Raw genomic sequence first — 24,080 nt, 5'->3', positions numbered from 1 at the left:
GTTGGAGAGTGTTGTTCCGGCCCTCGCCGCCTGGCGCACCGCACGCCGCGAACGGAGCACGCTCGACAACTGGCGGTATCGCGTCGTGTGGCGGCCCTACGAGGCCGCCGCGAACGGGGTGCCCGGCGGTACCTGGCTGCTCGTCGTGCCCGAAGGACAGAGGGAGGAGGACCTCACGGTCCGGACGCGGCGCGTCCTGGAGGACGCGGGGACGAGCGTCGTACCCGTCGCCGTACCGGAGCATGCGGACCGGGCGGTGGTCGCCGCGCTGCTGGACGCCGCCGTGCGACCCGGGGACGCGCCGGCCGGTGTGCTGTCCCTGCTGGCCCTGGACGCGGAGCCGGACAAGCGCAGCCCGGGTGTCACCACGGGTGTCCTCGGTTCCATGGCGCTGAGCCAAGCCCTCGCCGACAACGCGATCCACGCCGGACTGTGGTCGCTGACCCGAGGAGCCGTCGCCGTCGACGACGAGGAGGCGCCGAGCAACGGTCAGGCGGCCGCATGGGGTCTGCTCCGGGTGGCGGCGCTGGACGACCCCGAGCGGTCCGGCGGTCTGGTGGACCTTCCTGCGGACGGTGGCATCGAACTGCTGGCGCACCTGCCGGCGCTCCTCGCGGCGGGCGACGCGCCCGGTGGGGAGAGCGAGTTCGCGCTCCGGCCCGGAGCCGCGGGCGTGCGGGTGCGGCGCATGGTGCGCTCGCCGCTCGCGGGCGCGGCCGACGCCCCGGTGTGGACGCCGTGCGGCACCGTGCTCGTCACCGGAGGCACCGGCGCGCTCGGCGCCCATGTGGCCAGGGACCTCGCCCGTGCGGGCGCGGAGCATCTGGTGCTGACCAGCCGACGCGGCCCCGAGGCACCTGGCGCGGCGGAGCTGGAGGCCGAACTGACCGGGCTCGGCTGCCGGGTGACCGTCGCCGCCTGCGACGTCGCCGACCGCGAGGCACTCGCCGCGGTTCTGGACGGCATTCCCGCGGAATCCCCCCTGACGGCGGTCGTCCACACCGCCGGTGCGGTGGACCAGGCGCGACCGCTCACGCAGATCGACGCCGACGAGGCCGTCGAGCTCATGCACGCCAAGGTCGTCGGCGCCGAGAACCTCCATGACCTGCTGGGCACACGCCCGTTGGACGCCTTCGTGCTCTTCTCGTCCGGAGCCGGCGTGTGGGGCAACGGCGGGCAGGGGCCGTACGCGGCGGCCAACGCCCACCTCGACGCGCTCGCCGAGCGGCGCCGTGCCGCCGGCCTGCCCGCCACCTCGATCGCCTGGGGCGCCTGGGCCGGCGGCGGCATGGTCGATGCCGAGGTGGGCGAGCAGTTGTCGCGGCGCGGGGTGCCCGCGATGGAGCCGGCGCTCGCCGTGCGCGCCCTGCGCGAGTCGGTGGCGGCGCGGGAGACCGCCGTCGTCGTGGCGGACATCCGCTGGGACCGGTTCGTCCCCGCGTACTGCGCCCACGGGCACCGCCCGCTGATCGAGGACATCCCGGACGTACAGGCCCTGCTGGCCGCCCAGGACGCGGAAGGCGCGGCCGGACACGCGGCGGACGCCACCGCGGGGGCTTCCGACGGGCTGCGCGGCGAACTGGCCGCGCTGCCGTCGGCCAAGCGCCGGCGGAGGCTGACCGAGTTGGTCCGGACGCACGTCGCAGCGGTACTCGGCGCCGGAGCCGCTGACGCGGTCAAGCCCGGCCGGGCCTTCCGCGACATGGGCTTCGACTCCCTGACCGGTGTCGAACTGCGCAACCGGCTCGGCGCCGCACTGGGCACCAAACTCTCCGCGACGCTCGTGTTCGACTATCCGACACCGAAGGCGCTCGCCGACCATCTGGACGCGGAACTCTGGCCCGCGGACGACGCGGACACCGCCCTCGCCCCAGGGCTCACGGAGCGCGGCTCCCGGCACAACCAGCTCGATCCCCGGCTCGCGGAGATCGAGGCGGCCTACCGCGCCACCTCGGACCCGGCGGGCCGGACGGAACTCGCCGACGCGCTGCGAAGCCTGCTCGACTCCTGGGCGACACCCGTCGACGAGCCTGCCCCCGTCCCCGCTCCCGCTCCCACGGCCGTGGACGAGGAACTGGTCGACGCATCCGACCAGGACATGTTCGACCTGATCGACAAGGAACTCGGGATCTCCTGAGCGGACCCCCGACACGACTTCCCGATTCTCGAAGGGCTGACTGGCATGGCCAACACGGACAACACGGGCAACGCTGGCAACACGGGTAGTACCGAGGACAAGCTGCGGGACTACCTCAAGCGTGTCACCACGGACCTGCGACAGACCCGTCACAGGCTCACCGACCTGGAGACGCGGGCGCACGAGCCCATCGCCATCGTGGCCACCGCCTGCCACATGCCCGGTGGAGTGCGCAGCCCCGAGGACCTGTGGCAGATCGTCGCCGACGGCGTCGACACCGTCTCGGACCTGCCGACCGACCGTGGCTGGGACATCGAGGCGCTGTACGACCCCGACCCCGAACGCATCGGCACCAGCTACGTGCGCCAGGGAGCCTTCCTGCACGACGCGGCCGAGTTCGACGCCGGGTTCTTCGAGATCTCGCCGCGCGAGGCGACCGCGATGGACCCGCAGCAGCGACTGCTCCTGGAAACCACCTGGGAGGCGTTCGAACGGGCCGGTATCGACCCCACGACCCTGCGGGGCAGCTCCACCGGCGTGTTCGTCGGCTCCAGCAACCAGGCCTACGTCCCCGACGGCACCAGCGCGCCGGAGGGCATCGAAGGACACCTGCTGACGGGCGGATCCGCCGCCGTGCTCTCGGGGCGCATCTCCTACAGCTTCGGCTTCGAGGGACCGGCCGTCAGCCTCGACACCATGTGCTCCTCCTCGCTCGTCGCCCTCCACCTCGCGGTGCGGGCGCTGCGCTCCGGAGAGTGCTCCATGGCCGTCGCGGCCGGTGCCACCGTCATGGGCAGCATGCGCAACTTCGTCGAGTTCAGCCGGCAGCGCGGCCTGTCCGTCGACGGGCGCTGCAGGCCCTTCGCGGCCGACGCCGACGGCACGGGCTGGGGCGAAGGCGTCGGTGTGCTGCTCTTGGAGCGGCTCTCGGACGCCAGAGCCCACGGCCATCAGGTGCTCGCGGTGATCCGGGGTTCGGCGATCAACCAGGACGGCGCGTCCAACGGTCTCACGGCTCCCAACGGGCCCTCGCAGCAGCGGGTGATCCGTGCGGCGCTGGCCGACGCGGGCCTGTCGGCGGCCGACGTGGACGTGGTCGAGGCGCACGGTACGGGGACAAAGCTGGGTGACCCGATCGAGGCGCAGGCACTGCAGGCCACGTACGGCCGCGAGCGGGACGCCGACACCCCGCTGTGGATCGGTTCCCTGAAGTCCAACATCGCCCACACCCAGGCCGCTTCCGGTGTCGCGGGCGTCATCAAGATGGTCGAGTCGCTCCGGCACGGGATCGCGCCCAAGTCGCTCCACGGCGAGGAGCTCACCCCGCACGTCGACTGGTCCGACGGCACCCTGCGTGTGCTCACCGAGGCCGTCGACTGGCCCGAGACCGGCCGGCCGCGCCGCGCGGGCGTCTCCTCCTTCGGCGGCAGCGGTACGAACGCCCACGTCATCCTGGAACAGGCGCCGGTCGCCGAACCGGCCGAGGACGACGCCGTCGAGGCCGAGCCGACCGACACCGTCCTGCCCTGGCTGCTGTCGGCCCGCTCGGAAGCCGCGCTCAAGGAACAGGCCCAGCGGCTGCTCGACCGCGCGGAGTCGGCCGGCCTGCGCGCGGTCGACATCGCCCACACGCTCGCCACCGGCCGCGCCGCCCTCGAGGAGCGCACCGCTGTCGTCGGCACCGGCCGCACGGACCTGCTGAACGGCCTGCGCGCCCTCGCCCGCGGCGAACGGCCCGCGAACGCCGCCCGCGGCCTCTGCGAAAACCCCGGCGCGAGCCTCGACCCCGTCTTCGTGTTCCCGGGTCAGGGTGCGCAGTGGGTGGGGATGGCGGTGGAGCTGCTGGATTCCTCGCCGGTGTTCGCGGCTCGGTTCGCGCAGTGCGCGGTGGCGTTGGACGAGTTCGTCGAGTGGTCGTTGGTGGATGTGGTGCGTGGGGTGGAGGGTGCGCCGGGGTTCGACCGGGTGGATGTCGTCCAGCCGGTGTTGTGGGCGGTGATGGTGTCGCTTGCCGCGTTGTGGGAGTCGTTCGGGGTCAAGCCTGCTGCTGTGGTGGGGCACTCGCAGGGTGAGATCGCTGCGGCTGTCGTCGCGGGTGCGTTGTCGTTGGGCGACGGTGCGCGGGTGGTGGCGTTGCGGTCGCGGGCCATTGTGGCGCTGGCGGGGCGTGGCGGGATGGTGTCGGTGGCGTTGGATGCCGAGGGTGCTGGGGAGTTGGCGGGTCGTTGGGCGGGTCGGGTGTCGGTGGCCGCGGTGAACGGGCCGACGTCCACGGTGGTCGCGGGTGACGCGGACGCGTTGGACGAACTCGTCGCCTACGCCGAGGAGTCCGGTGTTCGGGTGCGGCGGATCGATGTGGACTACGCGTCGCATTCGGCTCATGTGGAGGCGATCGAGGGGGAGTTGGCGCAGGTGTTGGCGCCGGTTGTGGCGTCGGTGCCGGTGGTGCCGTTCTTCTCGACGGTGTCGGGGGAGTGGATCGAGTCGGCGGAGACGGATGCGGGGTACTGGTACCGCAACCTGCGCCAGACGGTTCGGCTCCAGCCCGCTGTGGCCGCGCTGATCGATGAGGGGCACGGTGCGTTCCTGGAGATGAGTCCGCATCCGGTGCTCACGGTGCCGGTGGCGGAGACGGTCGAGGCCGCCGGGTCGGATGCGGTGGTCGTCGGGTCTCTGCGTCGCGGTGAGGGGGGTCTGGAGCGGTTCTACCTCTCCCTCGGCGAGGCGTGGACGCGTGGTGTCGCTGTGGACTGGGCGCCGGTGTTCGAGGGGTTGTCCCCGCGTCGGGTGGACCTGCCGACGTACGCCTTCCAGCGCAGCCGCTACTGGCTCGACCTGCCCAGGGCGCAGGCCGCTGCCGACCCGGCCCAGGAGCGGTTCTGGCGGACCGTCGAGGAGGGCGATGCGGACGAACTCGCCCGCACCCTCGGGCTCGACGGCACCGACGGCCTCGACGACGTCCTTCCCGCCCTGTCCTCCTGGCATCGCGCGCGGCAGGGCCGTGCCCGGCTGGACAGTTGGCGCTACCGCGTCGTGTGGCGGCCGTACCAACTCCCGGAAGGCGGCGCGCTCGACGGCACCTGGCTGCTCGTCGTACCCGAGGAGCACGCGCTGTCGCCGCTCGCCGGAGCCGTCGCCCACGGTCTGAGCGAGGCGGGCGCGACCCCCGTCACCTTCGTGATGGCAGAGGACGAACTGGACCGTGAGCGGATCGCCGCACGGCTCGCGGACGCCGTGGCGGACACCGGTCCCGGCTCCGTGCGGGGCATCGTGTCGCTGCTCGCGCTCGACGAGCGTCACGCCCCGGACCACGCCGGCGCGACGGTGGGGATGCTCTCCTCGCTGCTGCTGGTCCAGGGTCTGCTGGACGCCGGTGTCGAGGCGAAGATGTGGTTCCTGACCGGCGGGGCCGTCACCACGGGTGCCGACGACACGGTGAACCACCCGGTGCAGGGCGCCCTTTGGGGACTCGGCCGCGTCGTCGCCCTGGAGCAGCCGCGACGCTGGGGCGGACTCGTCGACCTGCCCTCCACACCCGACCCCGACGCCGTACGGGGGCTCGTCGCCGTGCTCGCCGCAGGGGGTGACGAGGACCAGGTCGCCCTGCGCGGACGCAGTGCCCACATCCGACGGCTGGTCCGCACGCCCCTGGCGGGCCGCAGTGCGGCACGCCCCTGGAGCACCAGCGGTGCCGCGCTGATCACCGGGGGCACCGGCGGTCTCGGCGCCCACACCGCCAGATTGCTCGCCCGCAAGGGCGCCGAGCATCTGGTGCTGACCAGCCGCCACGGCGCCGAGGCGCCCGGCGCGGAGGAACTGCGGCAGGAACTGACCGGGCTGGGCTGCCGGGTGACCATCGCCGCCTGCGACGTCGCCGACCGGGAGGCGCTGCGCCGGCTCGTGGAGGAGGTCGAGTCCGACGGCCCCGCGATCCGCACCGTCGTACACACCGCGGGCGTCGGCATGCTCGCCCCCCTCGCCGACACCGACCTCGACTTCTTCGCCGAGGGCGCCCGCGCCAAGCTGCTCGGCGCCGCCAACCTCGACGCGCTCTTCGACCACGACCGGCTGGACGCCTTCGTCCTGTACTCGTCCGTCGCCGGCACCTGGGGCAGCGGCGACCACGGCGCCTACTCCGCCTCGAACGCCTACGTCGACGCCCTCGCCGACCACCGCAGGGCCCGCGGACTGACCGGCATGTCCCTCGCCTGGGGCATCTGGAGCCCGGAGGGCGGAGGCATGGCCGTCAACGTCGTCCGGGAGCAACTGCGCTGGCGCGGCATCCCGTTCATGGACGCCGAACTGGCGGTCACGGGACTCGAGCAGGCACTCGACCACGACGAGACCTTCCTCGCCGTCGCCGACATCGACTGGGAGCGCTTCGTCCCCGTCTTCACCGCCGCCCACCCCCGGCCGCTGCTCCACGAGGTCCCCGAGGTGGCGGCCGCGATGCAGGCGGACGAAGCGGTGCTCGACCGGGCCGTCGAACAGCGCGGCGGACTGCGCGCGGAACTCGCCGGTCTGAGCGCCCCCGAACGCGAGCGGGCCCTGACCGACGTGGTCCGCACCCAGGTCGCCGCCGTACTCGGCTACGCCGACGGCAACGACGTCGCCGCCACGCGCGCGTTCCGGGAACTCGGCTTCGACTCCCTCACCGCGGTCGAACTGCGCAACCGCCTCAACGAGGCGACCGGCCTCGCGCTGCCCGCGACCATCGTCTTCGACCACCCCAACGTCCGCGACCTGGTACGCCACCTGCGCGGACACCTCGTCGACGACACCACCGAGGAGCCGTCCGCCATGCTCCCGGCCGTCGCGCCGGCCCGCCCGGCCCACGAGGACGAGCCGATCGCGATCGTCTCCATGGGCTGCCGGTTCCCCGGCGGGGTGCACTCTCCGGAGGAGTTCTGGCGACTCGTCCTGGACGAGACCGACGCCATATCGCCCCTTCCCGCCGATCGCGGCTGGGACATGGACACCCTGTACGACCCCGATCCGGACCGCGCCGGCACCATCTACGTCCGCGAGGGCGGATTCCTGCACGACGCGGCCGAGTTCGACGCCGGGTTCTTCGGTATCTCGCCGCGTGAGGCGACCGCGATGGACCCGCAGCAGCGACTGCTCCTCGAGACCGCCTGGGAGACCCTGGAACGGGCCGGCATCGCCCCCGACAGCCTGCGCGGCAGCGACACCGGCGTCTTCCTCGGTGTGTCCCACCAGGGCTACGGAGCGAGCGGGGAGGTACCGGAGGGCCTCGAAGGCCACCTCATCACGGGCACCGTCACCAGCATCGCCTCCGGCCGTATCTCGTACACGCTCGGCCTCGAAGGCCCGGCCGTGACGATGGACACCGGCTGCTCCTCCGCGCTCGTCGCCATGCACCAGGCCATGCGCTCCCTGCGGTCGGGCGAATGCTCCCTCGCGCTGACCGGCGGCGCCGCCGTCATGGGCGAGCCCATCGGCCTGGTCGGCTTCAGCCGGCAGCGCGGTCTCGCCCTCGACGGCCGCTGCAAGGCCTTCGGGGCCGAGGCCGACGGCATGGGCATGGCCGAGGGCGTGGGCGTGCTGCTGCTGGAGCGGCTGTCGGACGCGGTGGCGCAGGGGCACGAGGTGCTGGCGGTGGTGCGGGGTTCGGCGCTGAACCAGGACGGTGCGTCGAACGGTCTGACCGCTCCCAACGGTCTTTCGCAGCAGCGGGTGATCCGTGCGGCGTTGGCCGACGCGGGTCTGTCGGCGGCCGATGTGGACGTGGTCGAGGCGCACGGTACGGGGACGAAGCTGGGTGACCCGATCGAGGCGCAGGCGCTGCTGGCCACGTACGGGCAGGAGCGGGACGGTGACCGGCCGTTGTGGCTGGGATCGGTGAAGTCCAACATCGGTCACGCGCAGGCCGCTTCGGGCATGGCCGGGATCATCAAGATGGTGCAGGCCATGCGGCACGGCATCCTGCCCAAGTCCCTGCACGCCGAGGAGGTCTCCCCGATCGTCGACTGGTCGGCGGGACGGGTCGAGGTCCTCGCGCAGACCCGCCCGTGGGAGCGGCACGACCGACCCCGCCGGGCCGGTGTCTCCTCCTTCGGCGTCAGCGGTACGAACGCCCACATCATCCTCGAAGAGCCCGAGCCGCTCCCCTCGCGGGAACCGGCATCGCTCGCCGAGGACCGGCCCGGCACCGTGGTGCCGTGGCTGGTGTCCGCCCGCTCCGACAAGGCCCTGCGCGCCCAGGCCGAGCGGCTGCTGAACCAGGTGGAGAACCCGACCGGCGATCCCGTCGACATCGCGCACTCCCTCCTGACCGGCCGTGCCGCACTGGAGGAACGCGCCGTCGTCGTCGGCGCCGACCGCGACAGCCTCGTCGCCGCACTGCGCGACCTGGCCGGCGCGACCTCGAACACCGCACTCACGCGCGGCACCGCCCAGCGAATCGGCGACACCGTGGACCCCGTCTTCGTGTTTCCGGGTCAGGGTGCGCAGTGGGTGGGGATGGCGGTGGAGCTGCTGGATTCCTCGCCGGTGTTCGCGGCTCGGTTCGCGCAGTGTGCGGTGGCGTTGGACGGGTTCGTCGAATGGTCGTTGGTGGATGTGGTGCGTGGGGTGGAGGGTGCGCCGGGGTTCGACCGGGTGGATGTCGTCCAGCCGGTGTTGTGGGCAGTGATGGTGTCGCTTGCCGCGTTGTGGGAGTCGTTCGGGGTCAAGCCTGCTGCTGTGGTGGGTCATTCGCAGGGTGAGATCGCTGCGGCTGTCGTCGCGGGTGCGTTGTCGTTGAGCGACGGTGCGCGGGTGGTGGCGTTGCGGTCGCGGGCCATTGTGGCGCTGGCGGGGCGTGGCGGGATGGTGTCGGTGGCGTTGGATGCCGAGGGTGCTGGGGAGTTGGCGGGTCGTTGGGCGGGTCGGGTGTCGGTGGCCGCGGTGAACGGGCCGACGTCCACGGTGGTCGCGGGTGACGCGGACGCGTTGGACGAACTCGTCGCCTACGCCGAGGGGTCCGGTGTTCGGGTGCGGCGGATCGATGTGGACTACGCGTCGCATTCGGCTCATGTGGAGGCGATCGAGGGGGAGTTGGCGGGGGTGTTGGCGCCGGTTGTGGCGTCGGTGCCGGTGGTGCCGTTCTTCTCGACGGTGTCGGGGGAGTGGATCGAGTCGGCGGAGACGGATGCGGGGTACTGGTACCGCAACCTGCGCCAGACGGTTCGGCTCCAGCCCGCTGTGGCCGCGCTGATCGATGAGGGGCACGGTGCGTTCCTGGAGATGAGTCCGCATCCGGTGCTGACGGTGCCGGTGGCGGAGACGGTCGAGGCCGCCGGGTCGGATGCGGTGGTCGTCGGGTCTCTGCGTCGCGGTGAGGGGGGTCTGGAGCGGTTCTACCTCTCCCTCGGCGAGGCGTGGACGCGTGGTGTCGCTGTGGACTGGGCGCCGGTGTTCGAGGGGTTGTCCCCGCGTCGGGTGGACCTGCCGACGTACGCCTTCCAGCGCAGCCGCTACTGGCTGGAGCCTGTCACTCGACAGGCCGCCGTCGACGGTGGGACGTCCCGCGGCGTCGGTCCCCTGGAGGACGGGTTCTGGGCCAGCGTCGAAAGCCAGGACCTCGATGCGCTGGCCGAGAGCCTCGGTCTCGCGGACGTGCGTTCACTCGCCGAGGTGGTGCCCGCGCTCTCGTCGTGGCGGCGTGACCGGCTCAACCACTCCACGCTCGACGGCTGGCGCTACCGGGTCGCCTGGCGACCCCTCAACGAACAGTCCGCGCAGGCCCATGAACTCTCCGGTACCTGGCTGGTCGTCGCGCCGGCCGGACGCGAGGAAGACCCGTTGGTCCAGGAGGTGTTCGCCACCATCGGCGAGCGGTCGGCCGAGGCCCGCCTCCTCGTCGTCGGCGAACCCGCCGCCGAGCGCGACCGCATGGCCGAGCTGCTCCGCGAGCGGATCGGCGGCGCCGGGATCGGCGGCGTGCTGTCGCTGCTCGCGCTGGACGAGTCCCCCTGGTCGGACGAGGGCGTGCTGCCCACCGGTCTGGTCCTGACCACGGCTCTGCTCCAGGCACTCGGTGACCTCCGCGTCGACGGACCGGTGTGGTGCGCCACGCGCGGCGCGGTCTCCGTGCACCGCAGCGACCTGCTCGACAGCCCGCTCCAGGCGATGACATGGGGGCTCGGCCGCATCGCGGCCCTGGAGTACCCGCAGCGCTGGGGCGGACTCGTCGACCTGCCCGGCACGCTCGACGACCGTGCCGCGCGCCGGCTGACCGCCGCACTGTCCGGGACGCTCGAAGAGGACCACCTGGCGGTGCGTGCCTCCGGACTCTTCGCGCGCCGCCTGGTGCGGGCCGGCGACGGGCCGCGGCCCGACGGCAGCTGGCAGCCCTCCGGCACCGTCCTGGTGACCGGCGGCACCGGTGGGCTCGCCCGGCACGTCGCCCGCTGGCTCGCCCGCAGCGGTGCCGAGCACCTGGTGCTCGCCTCCCGACGCGGCCCCGACGCGCCGGGCGCCGGTGAACTCGTCACCGAGCTGGCCGAGTTGGGCGCGCCCGCGACCGTCGTCGCCTGTGATGTCGCCGACGCCGACGCGGTGCGGCGGCTCGTCGACGACCTGCCCGGCGGCGGCACCCTCACCGCGGTGGTGCACACCGCCGGCATCATCGACGACGGGCTCATCGACGCGCTCACCCCGCAGCGTGCCCATGGCGTCGTGCGGCCCAAGGCCGACGCCGCGCTCGCCCTCGACGCCGCCACCCGTCACCTCGACCTCGACGCGTTCGTCCTGTTCTCCTCCATGGCCGGCACGCTCGGCGGTCCCGGACAGGGCAGTTACGCCGCGGCCAACGCCTTCCTGGACGCCCTGGCCGCCAGGCGCAGGGCGCAGGGGCTGCCCGCCACCTCCATCGGCTGGGGCACCTGGGCGGGCGGCGGCATGGTCGGCGAAGAGGTCGCCGAGCGGCTGCGCCGGGACGGCGTACCGCCGATGGATCCCGAACTGGCCGTCGCCTCGCTGCACAAGGCACTCGAACAGGACGAGGAGTTCCTGATCGTCGCCGATGTCGACTGGAAGCTGATCACCGCCCGCGCGTTCGCCGCGCTGCGCGAGTTCCCCGAGGCCCGGGCGGCCCTGGGCACGGAGCAGGCGCAGAAGAAGCCGGAGTCCGCCGACGGACCGCCGCTCGTCGAGCGACTGGCGGGTCTGGCCCCGGCGGACCGTCGGGCGGCGCTGGTCGCCGAGGTCCGCGCTCAGGCCTCCGCCGTGCTCGGCCACGCGGATACGGACGCCGTACCCGACGGGCGTGCTTTCCGGGACGTCGGGTTCGACTCGCTGACCGCCGTCGAACTGCGCAACCGGTTCGCGGAGGCCACCGGGCTGCGCCTGCCGGTCACCCTCGCCTTCGACCACCCCTCCGCCGGCGCCCTCGCCGCCTACCTGGACGATGAGCTGTTCGGGTCGGGCGCCACCGCCGAACCGGTGGTGGAACTGCCCACGGCCGCCGTGGACGACGACCCGGTCGTCATCGTCGGCATGAGCTGCCGCTTCCCCGGCGGCGTCACCTCGCCGGAGGAGCTGTGGCGGCTGGTCGCCGACGGCACCGACGCCATCACGCCGTTCCCGGCCGACCGCGGCTGGGACGTCGAGAACCTCTACGACCCCGACCCCGACCGCATCGGCCACTCGTACGCCCGGCACGGCGGCTTCCTGCACGACGCCGACCGGTTCGACCCCGCGTTCTTCGGCATCGCGCCCCGTGAGGCCGTGGCGATCGACCCGCAGCACAGGCTGCTGCTGGAGACGTCCTGGGAGGCGTTCGAACGCGCCGGGATCGATCCGGACGCCATCCGCGGCGCCCGCGCGGGCGTGTTCGTCGGATCCAACTACAACGACTACGGCAGCAGGGCCCGTACGGCGCCCGAGGAACTGGAGGGCTACCTCGCCACCGGCAGCGCGAGCAGCGTCGCCTCGGGCCGCATCGCCTACACCTTCGGCCTGGAAGGCCCGGCCGTCACCGTCGACACCGCCTGCTCCTCCTCCCTGGTCGCCCTGCACCTCGCGGTCCAGGCCCTGCGGTCCGGGGAGTGCGAACTCGCCCTGGCCGGCGGTGTCACCGTGATCTCCACCCCGGACACGTTCGTCGAGTTCAGCAGGCAGCGGGCCCTGTCGCCGGACGGCCGCTGCAAGCCGTTCGCCGCCGAGGCCGACGGCGCGGGCTGGGCCGAAGGCGTCGGCCTGCTCCTGCTGGAGCGGCTGTCCGAAGCGCGCCGCAACGGCCACACGGTGCTCGCCACCGTCGCGGGGACCGCCGTCAACCAGGACGGCGCCTCCAACGGGCTCACCGCGCCCAGCGGACCCGCCCAGCAGCGCGTCATCCGCCAGGCACTGGCCTCCGCCGGGCTCGCCCCGGCGGACGTCGACGCCGTGGAGGCGCACGGCACCGGCACCACGCTCGGCGACCCCATCGAGGCGCAGGCGCTGCTCGCCGTCTACGGTCAGGACCGGCCCGCCGAGCGGCCGCTGTGGCTCGGGGCGCTGAAGTCCAACATCGGTCACACGCAGGCCGCTTCCGGTGTCGCCGGCGTCATCAAGATGGTGATGGCGATGCGCCACGACGTCCTGCCGCGCACCCTGCACGCCGACCGTCCGTCCCCGCACATCGACTGGTCGTCCGGCGCCGTGCGCCTGCTGCACGAAGAGCGCGACTGGGCACCCGGTGACACACCGCGGCGCGCGGGTGTCTCGGCCTTCGGCGTCTCCGGCACCAACGCGCACGTGATCCTGCAGGAGCCGGAGCGCACCGCCGAGGCGCAGCCCCGGCCGGCCGACGACACCGTTCGCACCCTGCCGTGGCTGCTGTCGGCCCGCGGCGACGCCGCACTGCGCGCCCAGGCGCGACGGCTGCTCGACGAGATCGCCGCCCACCCGGACACCGCTCCGGCCGACCTGGCGTTCTCCCTGGCGACCACCCGCGCCCGGCACGTCGACCGTGCGGCCGTCGTCACCGACGACACCGCCTCCCTCACCGACGCGCTCACCGCCCTCGCCGAGGGCCGCGAGCACCCGCTGCTGACCACCGACCGGGCCCGCGGCGGCAAGGTGGCCTTCCTGTTCTCCGGCCAGGGCAGCCAGCAGGCCGCCCTCGGCCGGGTCCTGTACGAGCGCCACGACGCCTACGCCGACGCACTCGACGAGGCCTGCGCCCACCTCGACGCCCATCTCGAACTTCCCCTGCGTGACGTCCTGTTCGCCGAGGAGGGCAGCACCGAGGCCGCGTACCTCGACCGCACGGCGTACACCCAGGCCGGACTCTTCGCCGGCCAGGTCGCCCTGTACCGGCTGCTGGAGAGCCTGGGCGTACGGCCCGACGCACTGCTCGGGCACTCCGTCGGCGAGATCGCCGCGGCCCATGTCGCGGGGATCCTCACGCTGGCGGACGCCTGCCGGCTCGTCGCCGTGCGCGGCCGGCTCATGGGGGACCTGCGCGCGGGCGGCGTCATGATCTCCGTCCAGGCCGGCGCGGACGACGTGGTGCCGCTGCTCGCCGCCCACGAGGGCCGGGTGGCCGTCGCGGCCTTCAACGGCCCGCTCGCCACGGTCCTGTCCGGCGACGAGGACGCCGTCACCGCGGTCGCGGCCGAACTGGCGGCACAGGGCCGCAAGACACACCGTCTCAACGTCAGCCACGCCTTCCACTCGCACCACATGGACGGCATGCTCGACACGTTCGCCGCACGCACCGCGGACCTCGGCCACACCGCCCCGGCACTGCCGCTGGTGTCCACGGTCACCGGCCGCCCCGTCAGCGCCGACGAGCCCTTCGACGGCGCCTACTGGGTGCGCCAGGTCCGCGAGCCCGTCCGCTTCCGCGACGGCATCCGCGCCCTGGAGGAACAGGGCGTCACCACCTACGTCGAGATCGGCCCGGGCGGCGTCCTCACCGCGCTCGCCGGTGACTGCGTCGACGGCGACGCCACCCTCGTACCCACCCTGCGGCGCGACACGGCGGAAGAGGCGTCCCTGACCTCCGCCCTCGCCCGGCTGCACTCACACGGCCACGAGGTGGACTGGGCCACCTGGTTCGCCCCCACCGGCGCCCGCCGCACCGACCTGCCCACCTACCCCTTCCAGCGGCGCAGTTACTGGCTGGAGACGACCGGCTCCGCCGGCGACCGCACGGACCTGGACGCCGTACACCACCAGTTCCTCACCGCGGCCGTCCCGCTCGCGGACAGCGCCGGACTCGTCCTCACGGGCACCGTCCGCGTGCAGGACCGGCCCTGGCTCGCCGACCACGCGCTCGACGGGCGGATCCTCTTCCCCGGCACCGCGTTCCTCGACCTCGCCATGGAGGCCTGCGCCCACGCCGGAGCCGCCCGGATCGGCGACCTGACCCTGCAGGCGCCGCTCGTGCTGCCCGAGCACGGCGGCGTCCAGCTCCAGGTCACCGTCACCGCACCCGACGGCAACGGCGACCGCGCCCTCGCGGTGCACTCCCGGCCCGCCACCGGCGGCGCCTGGACCCGGCACGCCGACGGCACCCTCGGCGACGCACCGACGGCCACCGCTCCCGCACCCTTCCCGGGCGCCTGGCCTCCGCCGGCCGCCACCGAGGTCGACGTGAGCGGCCTGTACGAGGGCATCGCCGCCGCCGGCTTCGCCTACGGTCCCGCCTTCCGCGGACTGCGCGCCGCCTGGCGCGACGGCGACACCGTGTACGCGGAGATCGCCCCGGAGGACGGCGAACACCTGCAGGGCACGGACCGGTTCCGCGTACACCCGGCCCTTCTGGACGCCGCCCTGCACACCGTGGCACTCGCCGCGGCCGAAGACACCGGCACCGTCCTGCCGTTCACCTTCTCCGACGTCACACCGCACCGCGCCGGTGCCACCGCGCTGCGCGCACGCCTCACCCCGGCCGGCGAGCACACCTACCGGGTGAGCCTGCTCGACAGCACGGGACGCCCCGTCGCCGACATCGACGCACTCGCCCTGCGGCCCGTGGACACCGGCGCCCTGCCGGCCACACCGGGGCGCGGCGCGCTGCACCGGATCCGCTGGGCGCCCCTCGCCCTCGGCACACCGCCCGCCGGCACGCCGCACCTCGTCGGCGGCGCGCTCCCGCCCGCCACGCCCGTGCTCGGCGCCGCCGAGCACCACGCGGACCCCGCCGCGCTGTACGCGGCCACGGCCGGTACGACCGTCCCCGCGACGGTCCTGGCCGCCGTGCCCGGCACCGACGCGGACGGCGACCTGACCGCGGCCACACGGCACACCACCCACCACGCGCTGCGCCTGATCACCGACTGGCTGGCCGTGGCCGGGCTGGCCGACTCCCGGCTCGTCGTACTGACCCGGCACGCCGTCACCACCGGGCCCGAGGACGCGCCCCGCACCGACCCGGCACAGGCCGCGGTCTGGGGCCTGGTGCGCGCGGCACGCGCCGAGAACCCGGGCCGGTTCGCCCTGGTCGACCACGACGGCAGCGCCGCCTCCCTGGCACAGCTGCCGGCCGTACTGGCGTCGGAGCAGAGCGAGATCGCCCTGCGCGCGGGCAGCGCGCTCACCCCCCGGCTCGCCCGGGCGGCCACGCCCGCCCACGCGACGGACGGCATACCCGCGGACGGCACCGTGCTCGTCACCGGAGCCGGCGGCGTCCTGGGCCGGGAGATCGCCCGACACCTCGTCACCGCCCACGGCGCGCGCTCCCTGGTGCTGGCCGGCCGGCGCGGCGCGGCAGCCGAGGGCATGACCGAACTCTGCGCGGAGCTCAGCGGTCACGGAGCCCACGTCACCGTCGCGGCCTGCGACGTCAGCGACCGCGACGCCCTGAGCGTCCTGCTCGCCGACGTCCCCGCCGACCGTCCGCTGTCCGCGGTCGTCCACACCGCGGGCGTTCTCGACGACGGCATCGTGCAGTCACTCACCCCCGAGCGCGTCGACACGGTGCTGCGCGCCAAGGCCGACGCCACCGTCCTGCTGGAGGAACTCACCCGGGACACCGGCGCCGCGCTCGTCCTGTTCTCCTCGATCGCCGGCACCCTCGGCGGCGTCGGCCAGGCCAACTACTCGGCCGCGAACGCCTTCCTCGACGCCTTCGCCGCCCGCCGCGCCGCCGGCGGACGCCGCGTCCAGTCCCTCGCCTGGGGCCTGTGGGCCGAACGCAGCGGCATGACCGGCAAGCTCGACGACGCCGACCTGCGCCGCATCGCCCGCAGCGGCCTGCGGCCCATGGCCACCCACGACGCCCTCGCCCTGCTCGACGCTGCGCTGCGCTCCCCGGAGCCGTACCTCGCGCCCGCCGACCTCGACCCGGCGGCGCTGCGCGCCTCCGACGGATCGGTACCCGACCTGGTCAGCGACCTCGTCCCGGCCCGCACCCCGCGCCCCGCGACCGCCACGGCCACCGCGTCCTCGGCGCCCGCCGAGGGCGAGCTGCGCGCCCGCCTCGCCGGACTCGCCCCCGACGCCCGCCGCGCCGCCGCCCTGGACGCCGTACTCACCCAGGCGGCCCTGGTCATCGGGCACGACAGCCCCGACTCCCTCGACCCCGAAGGAGGGTTCCTGGACAGCGGATTCAACTCGCTGACCGCCGTCGAACTCCGCAACCGCATCGGTGCCCTCGCGGGGGTACGACTCCCCGCGACGCTCATGTTCGACTACCCCACACCGCAGCGGCTCGCCGCGCACCTCCTGACGCGCATCGCCCCCGAGGCACAGCCGCCCGCCTCCCCGGTCCTCGACCAACTCGACGCCCTGGAAGCCCAGTTCACCGCCACCGCACTGGACAGCGCCGTCCAGGACCGGCTGCGCAGCCGGCTCAGCGGTCTGCTGGCCCGGCTGGACGCGGCGGGCACGACGGCCCACACCAACCTCGCGCCCACGCCGTCGGCACCGGGAGCGGCCGCCGACGAGGTCTCCGACGACGAACTGCGCGCCTTCCTGGCGGGCGACCTCGACGAGGCCTGAACCGACCGGCCGGTCCGGGGCCGGACCCACCGTCCGGGCCCGGACCGGCCACCCCCTCCCACCCACCACCGCCCACCCGTCACCTGGATGGAACAGTGAAGGCTCTCGTGCTCGCGGGGGGATCAGGTACGCGACTGCGACCGATCACCCACACGTCCAGCAAGCAACTGGTCCCGGTCGCCAACAAACCGATCCTCTTCTACGGCCTCGAATCCATCGCCGCCGCGGGCATCACCGACGTCGGCGTCATCGTCGGCAGCACCGCCCCGGAGATCGAGGCCGCCGTCGGCGACGGCTCGGCCTTCGGGCTGAACGTCACCTACATCCCGCAGAGCGAACCCCTGGGCCTCGCCCACGCCGTGCTCATCGCCCAACCCTTCCTGGGCGACGACGACTTCGTCATGTACCTCGGCGACAACTTCGTGCTCGACGGCATCACCGACGTCGTCGAGGAGTTCCGCAAGGACCCGCGCGACGCCCAGGTGCTGCTCACCCGGGTGGACAACCCCACGGCCTTCGGCGTGGCGGTCACCGACGACAAGGGCAACATCCTCGACCTGGAGGAGAAGCCCCGCACACCGCGCAGTGACCTGGCCATCGCCGGTGTGTACCTCTTCACGACGGCCGTCCACGAAGCGGTCCGGGCCATCCGGCCCTCCGCCCGTGGCGAACTGGAGATCACCGACGCCCTGCAGTGGATGATCGACCAGGGCATGGCGATCCGCTCCACCGTCATCACCGGCTACTGGAAGGACACCGGCAACGTCACCGACATGCTGGAGGTCAACCGCACCCTGCTCGAACGCCTCCAGCCCAGCGTCGACGGCTACGTCGACGACGAGAGCGAGATCATCGGACGCGTCCGCATCGAGCCAGGCGCCGAGGTCCGCCGCTCCCGCATCGTCGGCCCCGTCATCATCGGCGCCGGCAGTGTCGTCAGCGACTCGTACGTCGGCCCGTCCACGTCGGTCGCGGAGAACTGCCGCATCACCCACAGCGAGATCGAGTACTCGATCGTGCTGCGCGAGTCGTCCTTCGACCACATCCGGCGCGTGGCCGCCTCCCTCGTCGGCCGCAACGTCAAAGTCGCCCTCGCCCCCGGACTGCCTGCCACCCACCGCCTCGTCATAGGCGACCACGGGCACGTCCAGCTGTCCTCATGAACCCCGTCCGCGTCCTCGTGGTCACCGCGGTCGAGGCCGAGCGCGACGCCGTCGCACGGGGCCTCGGCCCCACCACGGCGGTCGGCCGCGACGACCTGCCGGGCCGCGAGATGCTCCGCGTCGGCTGCGCCACGGACACCTCCACCGCGTCCGCCCCGCGCACCGCGGCCGGGCCGTGCACCGCCCCGCGCCGGCCGCTCAGCACCGACCTGGTGGCCGGGGGAGTGGGCCCCGCCGCCGCGGCCGCCGCGACCGACGCCGCACTCACCGTGGCGAACGTCCACGGAACCCCGTATCACCTGGTCATCTCCACGGGCATCGCCGGAGGCTTCGCGCCCATCGCCGACGTCGGATCCGTCGTCGTCGCCGACCGCGTCATCGCCGCCGACCTCGGCTGCCAGACCGCCGACGGATTCCTCTCCATGGACAGCCTGGGCTTCGGAACCTCCGAACACGCCTGCGCACCCCACCTCTCGGCCGCCGTCGCCCGCGTCCTCGGCGCCGTCCACGCCCCCGTCCTGACCGTCTCCACCGTCACCGGCACGGCGGAACGCGCCCAGGACCTACGGCAACGCCACGGAGCCGCCGCCGAGGCGATGGAGGGCTTCGGCGTCGCCGAGGCCGCCGCCGTCCACGGCGTCCCGCTGCTGGAACTGCGGACCATCTCCAACACCGTCGGCCCCCGCGACCGCGCCGCCTGGCGCATCCCCGACGCCCTCGCGGCACTCCGGGACGCCTTCGGCGTCCTGCACAACGTGCTCGCCAGGGGCGCCCCACCGCCGTACACCTGAGAGATCCGGGCCCCGGACACCGCGCCTGCACAGCGGCCGTTCGGGGCCCCGGCACACCCGCGCCGGTACCCCCGCCCCGGTCCCCGGCCGCCGCTCCGGCCTGCGTGGATCGCGGGCCGTTCATGATTTCCAAGGGTTTCCCCAGACAACCCCGGTCGGGGCCGAGAAAGGCTCCCGCGCCGGGTCATGCTGTCCCCACCGCACGAGGAACACACCCAGCGGCCGGATGCCGCAGGGCCCCACCAGCGTGCGCGAAGACACGTTCCATCACCGAACCGAACAGCATGGGGGCAGTCCATGACGAATGAAGCGCAGCTTCGGGACTACCTCAAGCGGGTCACCGTCGATCTCCACAACACCCGCCGCCAGCTGCGGCAGTTGGAGGCCCGCGAGCAGGAGCCCGTCGCCGTCGTCGGCATGAGCTGCCGCCTGCCCGGCGGCGTCCGCACACCCGACGACTTCTGGGACCTGCTCGTCTCCGGCACCGACGCGGTGACGGACTGGCCCGCCGACCGCGGCTGGCCCGCGACGGCCGGGACCGACGGCGCCGACGGCCGCCGCCGCGGCGGCTTCGTGCACGACGCGGACCGGTTCGACCCCGCCTTCTTCGGCATCTCCCCGCGTGAAGCGCTCGCCATGGACCCGCAGCAGCGCCTGCTGCTCGAAGTGGTCTGGGAAGCCTTCGAGCGCGCCGGCATCGACCCCGCCGGCCTGCGCGGCAGCCGCTCGGGCGTGTTCGTCGGATGCAGCGACCAGGGCTACACCTCCGGGCTGCGCGAGGTACCCGACGACGTCCGGGGCCATCTGCTCACCGGCAACTCCATGTCGGTCCTCTCCGGCCGGGTCGCCTACACCCTGGGCCTGGAGGGCCCCGCCGTCACGGTCGACACCGCCTGCTCCTCCTCCCTGGTCGCCCTGCACCTGGCCGCCCAGTCGCTGCGCTCCGGCGAGTGCTCCCTCGCCGTCGTCGGCGGCGTCACCGTCATGTCCGGCCCCGGCGCCTTCATCGAGTTCGACCAGCAGGGCGGCCTGGCCGGCGACGGCCGCTGCAAGGCCTTCTCCGACGACGCCGACGGCACCGGCTGGGCCGAGGGCGCCGGAACGATCGTCGTCGAACGCCTCTCCGACGCCCGCCGCAACGGCCACCAGGTCCTCGCGGTACTGCGCGGCAGCGCCGTCAACCAGGACGGCGCCTCCAACGGCCTCACCGCCCCCAACGGCCTCGCCCAGCAGCGCGTCATCCTCGCGGCCCTCGCCAACGCCGGCCTGCCCGCCGCCGAGATCGACGCCGTCGAGGCCCACGGCACCGGCACCTCGCTCGGCGACCCCATCGAGGCCCAGGCGCTCCTCGCCACCTACGGCCAGGGCCGGCCCGCCGACCGCCCGCTGTGGCTCGGCTCGGCGAAGTCGAACATCGGCCACACCCAGGCCGCCGCGGGCGTCGTCGGCGTCATCAAGTCCGTGCTCGCCCTGCGCCACGGCGTCCTGCCGCCCACCCTGCACGCGCAGCGCCCCTCGCGACACGTCGACTGGAACGCCGGCCACGTCCGACTGCTCACCGAGCCCGTCGACTGGCCCCACGTCGACCACCCCCACCGCGTCGGCGTCTCGGCCTTCGGCGTCTCCGGCACCAACGCGCACGCCGTCATCGAGCAGGCCCCCGAGCCCGCCACGGACGAACCCCCCGCGCAGCAGGCACCCCGCACCGCCCTGCCGGTCCTGCCCTGGCTGCTGTCCGCCCGCGACGAGGCCACCCTGCGCGCCCAGGCCGGCCGCCTCGCCGCCCACCTGACCGCGCGGCCCGACACCGACCCCTACGACCTGGCCGCCTCCCTCGCCACCACCCGCACCGCCTTCGAGACCCGAGCCGTCATCCAGGGGCGCGACCACGCCGAACTCCTCACCGGACTCCACGCGTTGGCGACCGGCCACCCCGACTCCCACACCCTGACGGGCACCACCCGGGACGGCCGCACCGCGTTCCTGTTCTCGGGTCAGGGTGCGCAGCGGTTGGGGATGGGGCGTGAGTTGTACGAGGCCTTCCCGGTGTTCGCGGAGGCTTTCGACGCGGTGTGCGCTCATGTGGGTGCGGAGTTGCGTGATGTCGTCTTCGGTGGGGATGCGGGGCGGCTGGGTCGTACGGAGTGGGCGCAGCCTGCGTTGTTCGCGGTCGAGGTGGCGTTGTTCCGTCTGGTGGAGTCGTTCGGGGTGCGTCCTGATGTCCTGATCGGGCATTCGATCGGTGAGGTCGCGGCGGCGCATGTGGCGGGTGTGTTGTCGCTGGGGGATGCCTGCGCTCTGGTGGTGGCGCGTGGGCGGTTGATGCAGGAGCTGCCGGCCGGTGGTGTGATGGTGGCGGTGGAGGCCGCCGAGGAGGAAGTGGCCCCGCTGGTCGAAGGCCGTGCGGGTGAGGTGTCGATCGCCGCGGTCAACGGTCCCCGCGCGGTGGTGGTCGCGGGTGTGGAGTCGGCGGTCGTCGAGGTCGCGGGGGAGTTGAAGGCGCGGGGGCGGCGGTCGTCGCGTCTGCGGGTCTCGCACGCCTTCCACTCGCCGTTGATGGAGCCGATGCTGCAGGCGTTCCGCCGCGTCGCGGAAGGTGTCAGCTACTCCGCGCCGTCGGTCCCGGTCGTCTCGAACGTGACCGGACAGCTCGCTGTGGATGGGGAGTTGGCGTCGGCGGACTACTGGGTGCGGCATGTCCGTGAGGCGGTGCGCTTCGCCGATGGAGTGGCTGCGCTCGTCGCCGAGGGTGTGACGCGTTTCCTGGAGATCGGCCCTGACGGCACCCTCACCGCCCTCGCGCAGAACGGTGCGGCGGACGACGCGCTGTACGTGCCGGTCCTCCGCAAGGACGGCCAGGAGACCCAGCACCTCGTGACGGCCCTCGCGCGACTGCACGTGAACGGGGCCTCGGTGGAGTGGAGCGCGCTGCTCCAGGGCGCCGGCACGGTCGAGCTGCCGACGTACGCCTTCCGTCGCGACCGCTACTGGCTGGAGCGCTCCTACGGCGAGGACGGATCGGCCGTCGACGTCACCGGCCCGCACCACACGGTCGTGTGGCGTACGGTCGCCGGTCTGCCCGAGGGTTCCCGGCTGTCAGGGCGCTGGCTGTTCCTCAGGCCGGTTTCCCCGGACGGCTGCGACGGATGGGGTGGCGCGGTGACCGATGCCGTGCTCGACGCCGGGGCGGAACTGGTCGTCGTCGAGCACCACCACAGCGACACCCGGGCCGAGTTGGCCCGTCGGATCGCCGTAGCCGTCGAGGACACCCCGGTCACCGGTGTCATCTCCGCGCTCGCTCTGGAGCGCGGCGAGCGCGGTGAGCGCGGCGACGTGCCCGGCGGTGTGCTCGCGACCACGGTGCTCGTCCAGGCACTCGGCGACGCCGCTGTCGTGGCACCGCTGTGGACTCTGACCCGGGGAGCCGTCGCCACAACGGCCGGCGATCCCGTCCCGGAACCGGACCAGGCCGCCGTCTGGGGTCTCGGCCGCGTCGTGGCCCTGGAACACCCCGATCGCTGGGGTGGTCTCGTGGACCTTCCCCCGACGCTGGACGGACGCTCGGCGGCACGGCTCGTCACCCTGCTCGCCGAGGGCGCGAAGGGGACGAGCCCGCAGGAGGACCAGGCCGCGATCCGTACCGGTGGTGTCCTGGGCCGTCGTCTGGTCCCGGCCGCCCACGCGCCGGAATCGGTGTGGCGGCCTTCCGGCACGATCCTGGTGACCGGCGGCACGGGCGCGCTGGGCGCCAGGGTGGCCCGGTGGGCCGCCCGGCAGGGTGCCGCCCGCCTGGTCCTGGTCAGCCGCGGCGGGGCCCAGGCGCCGGGAGCCGAGGAGCTGCGGCGCGAACTGCGTGAGATCGGCGCCGAAGTGACCCTGGCCGCCCTCGACCTGACGGACCGTGAGGCGCTGCGGGCGCTGCTCGACGCCCATCCCGTGGACGCGGTCGTCCACACCGCCGGAGTGCTGGAGGACGGGGTCCTCGACGGCCTCACGCCGGGCGCGTTCAGGAACGTCTTCGCCGCCAAGGTCACCGGGGCGCGCAACCTGGACGAGCTGACCCGCGACCGCGACCTGTCCGCCTTCATCCTCTTCTCGTCCTTCGCCGGCACGGTCGGCTCCGCCGGACAGGCCAACTACGCGGCCGCCAACGCCCTGTTGGACGCTCTCGCGGAGCGCCGCAGGAGCGAGGGGCTGCCCGCCACGTCGATCGCGTGGGGGCCCTGGGCCGGTGGCGGCATGGCCGCCGACGCCGACGTTGAGGGCCGCCAACTCCGCGGCGGCGTCGGCCTGCTCGACCCCGACCAGGCCCTGGACGCCCTCGCGGCCTGCGCCGCGGGCCCCTCCGCTGTCGCCTTCGTGGCCGACGTCGACTGGAGCCGCTTCGGCCCCGCCTTCACCGCGGTCCGGCCCAGCCCGCTCCTCAGCGAGGTGTACCGTGCCCCGGCCGGGTCCGAGATCACCGTCGAGACCGTCACGACCGGGCTGCAGGCCCGATTGCGCGACCTCGCTCCCGAGGCCCGCCGGCGGGAACTCCTCACCGAGGTGCGCACCCGCGCCGCCGCGGCTCTCGGATACGCAGGCGCCGAACAGGTCGGTGCGGAGCGGGCGTTCCGGGATCTGGGTGTGGACTCGTTGATCGCGGTGGAGCTGCGCAACGTCCTGGCCGCGGTCTCGGGTGTCGCGCTTCCTGCCACGGTCGTCTTCGACCATCCGACACCGCAGGCTCTGGCCGCCTTCCTCTACAGCGAGCTGTTCGGAGACGACATCGCCGCTGCTGTCGCACCGGGCAGGTCCTCGTCGATCGCGGTGGACGAGCCGGTGGCGATCGTGGGTATGGCGTGCCGTTTCCCCGGTGGTGTGGAGACGCCCGAGGATCTGTGGGATCTGGTGGTCAACGGGCGCGACGGCATCGGTGACTTCCCCACCGACCGCGGCTGGGACCTCGACCTGCTCTTCGCCCCCGATCCGGACAACCCGTACGCCAGCCACACCTCGCAGGGTGGGTTCCTGTCGGGTGTGGGTGGGTTCGATGCGGAGTTCTTCGGGGTG

The 24,080-nt window shown here is 73.7% G+C and carries 5 protein-coding genes; all 5 read left to right on the top strand.

Annotated features, from left to right (window positions below; translation table 11 throughout):
- Nucleotides 1–2,137 (top strand): type I polyketide synthase (locus tag BIV23_RS00025; protein WP_071378584.1); only part of this gene is annotated, 2,137 nt, incomplete at its 5' end.
- A gap of 45 nt (nucleotides 2,138–2,182) precedes the next feature.
- Nucleotides 2,183–17,074 carry a type I polyketide synthase gene (locus BIV23_RS51335; protein WP_079172822.1) on the top strand — a complete coding sequence of 4,964 codons (14,892 nt, stop codon included), beginning with the start codon at nucleotides 2,183–2,185 and terminating at the stop codon, nucleotides 17,072–17,074.
- Nucleotides 17,075–17,169: 95 nt separating this feature from the next.
- The gene (locus tag BIV23_RS00015; RefSeq protein WP_071378583.1) at nucleotides 17,170–18,237 is read left to right on the top strand and encodes a glucose-1-phosphate thymidylyltransferase; all 1,068 of its coding nucleotides are present in this window, start codon (nucleotides 17,170–17,172) and stop codon (nucleotides 18,235–18,237) included.
- Nucleotides 18,234–19,028: a futalosine hydrolase gene (locus BIV23_RS00010; protein ID WP_071378582.1), complete on the top strand. Its 795-nt coding sequence runs from the start codon at nucleotides 18,234–18,236 to the stop codon at nucleotides 19,026–19,028. The genes BIV23_RS00015 and BIV23_RS00010 overlap by 4 nt, the downstream gene beginning before the upstream one ends.
- 297 nt (nucleotides 19,029–19,325) lie before the next feature.
- Nucleotides 19,326–24,080: type I polyketide synthase (locus BIV23_RS53035; RefSeq protein ID WP_143079012.1), on the top strand; the 4,755-nt coding region annotated here is incomplete at its 3' end.

Source organism: Streptomyces monashensis (assembly GCF_001866665.1).
In the GTDB taxonomy this organism is placed as follows: Bacteria; Actinomycetota; Actinomycetes; order Streptomycetales; family Streptomycetaceae; genus Streptomyces; species Streptomyces monashensis.
Note: the sequence above shows the minus strand (reverse complement) of the source record. Positions and strands in the feature narration are given on the sequence as shown.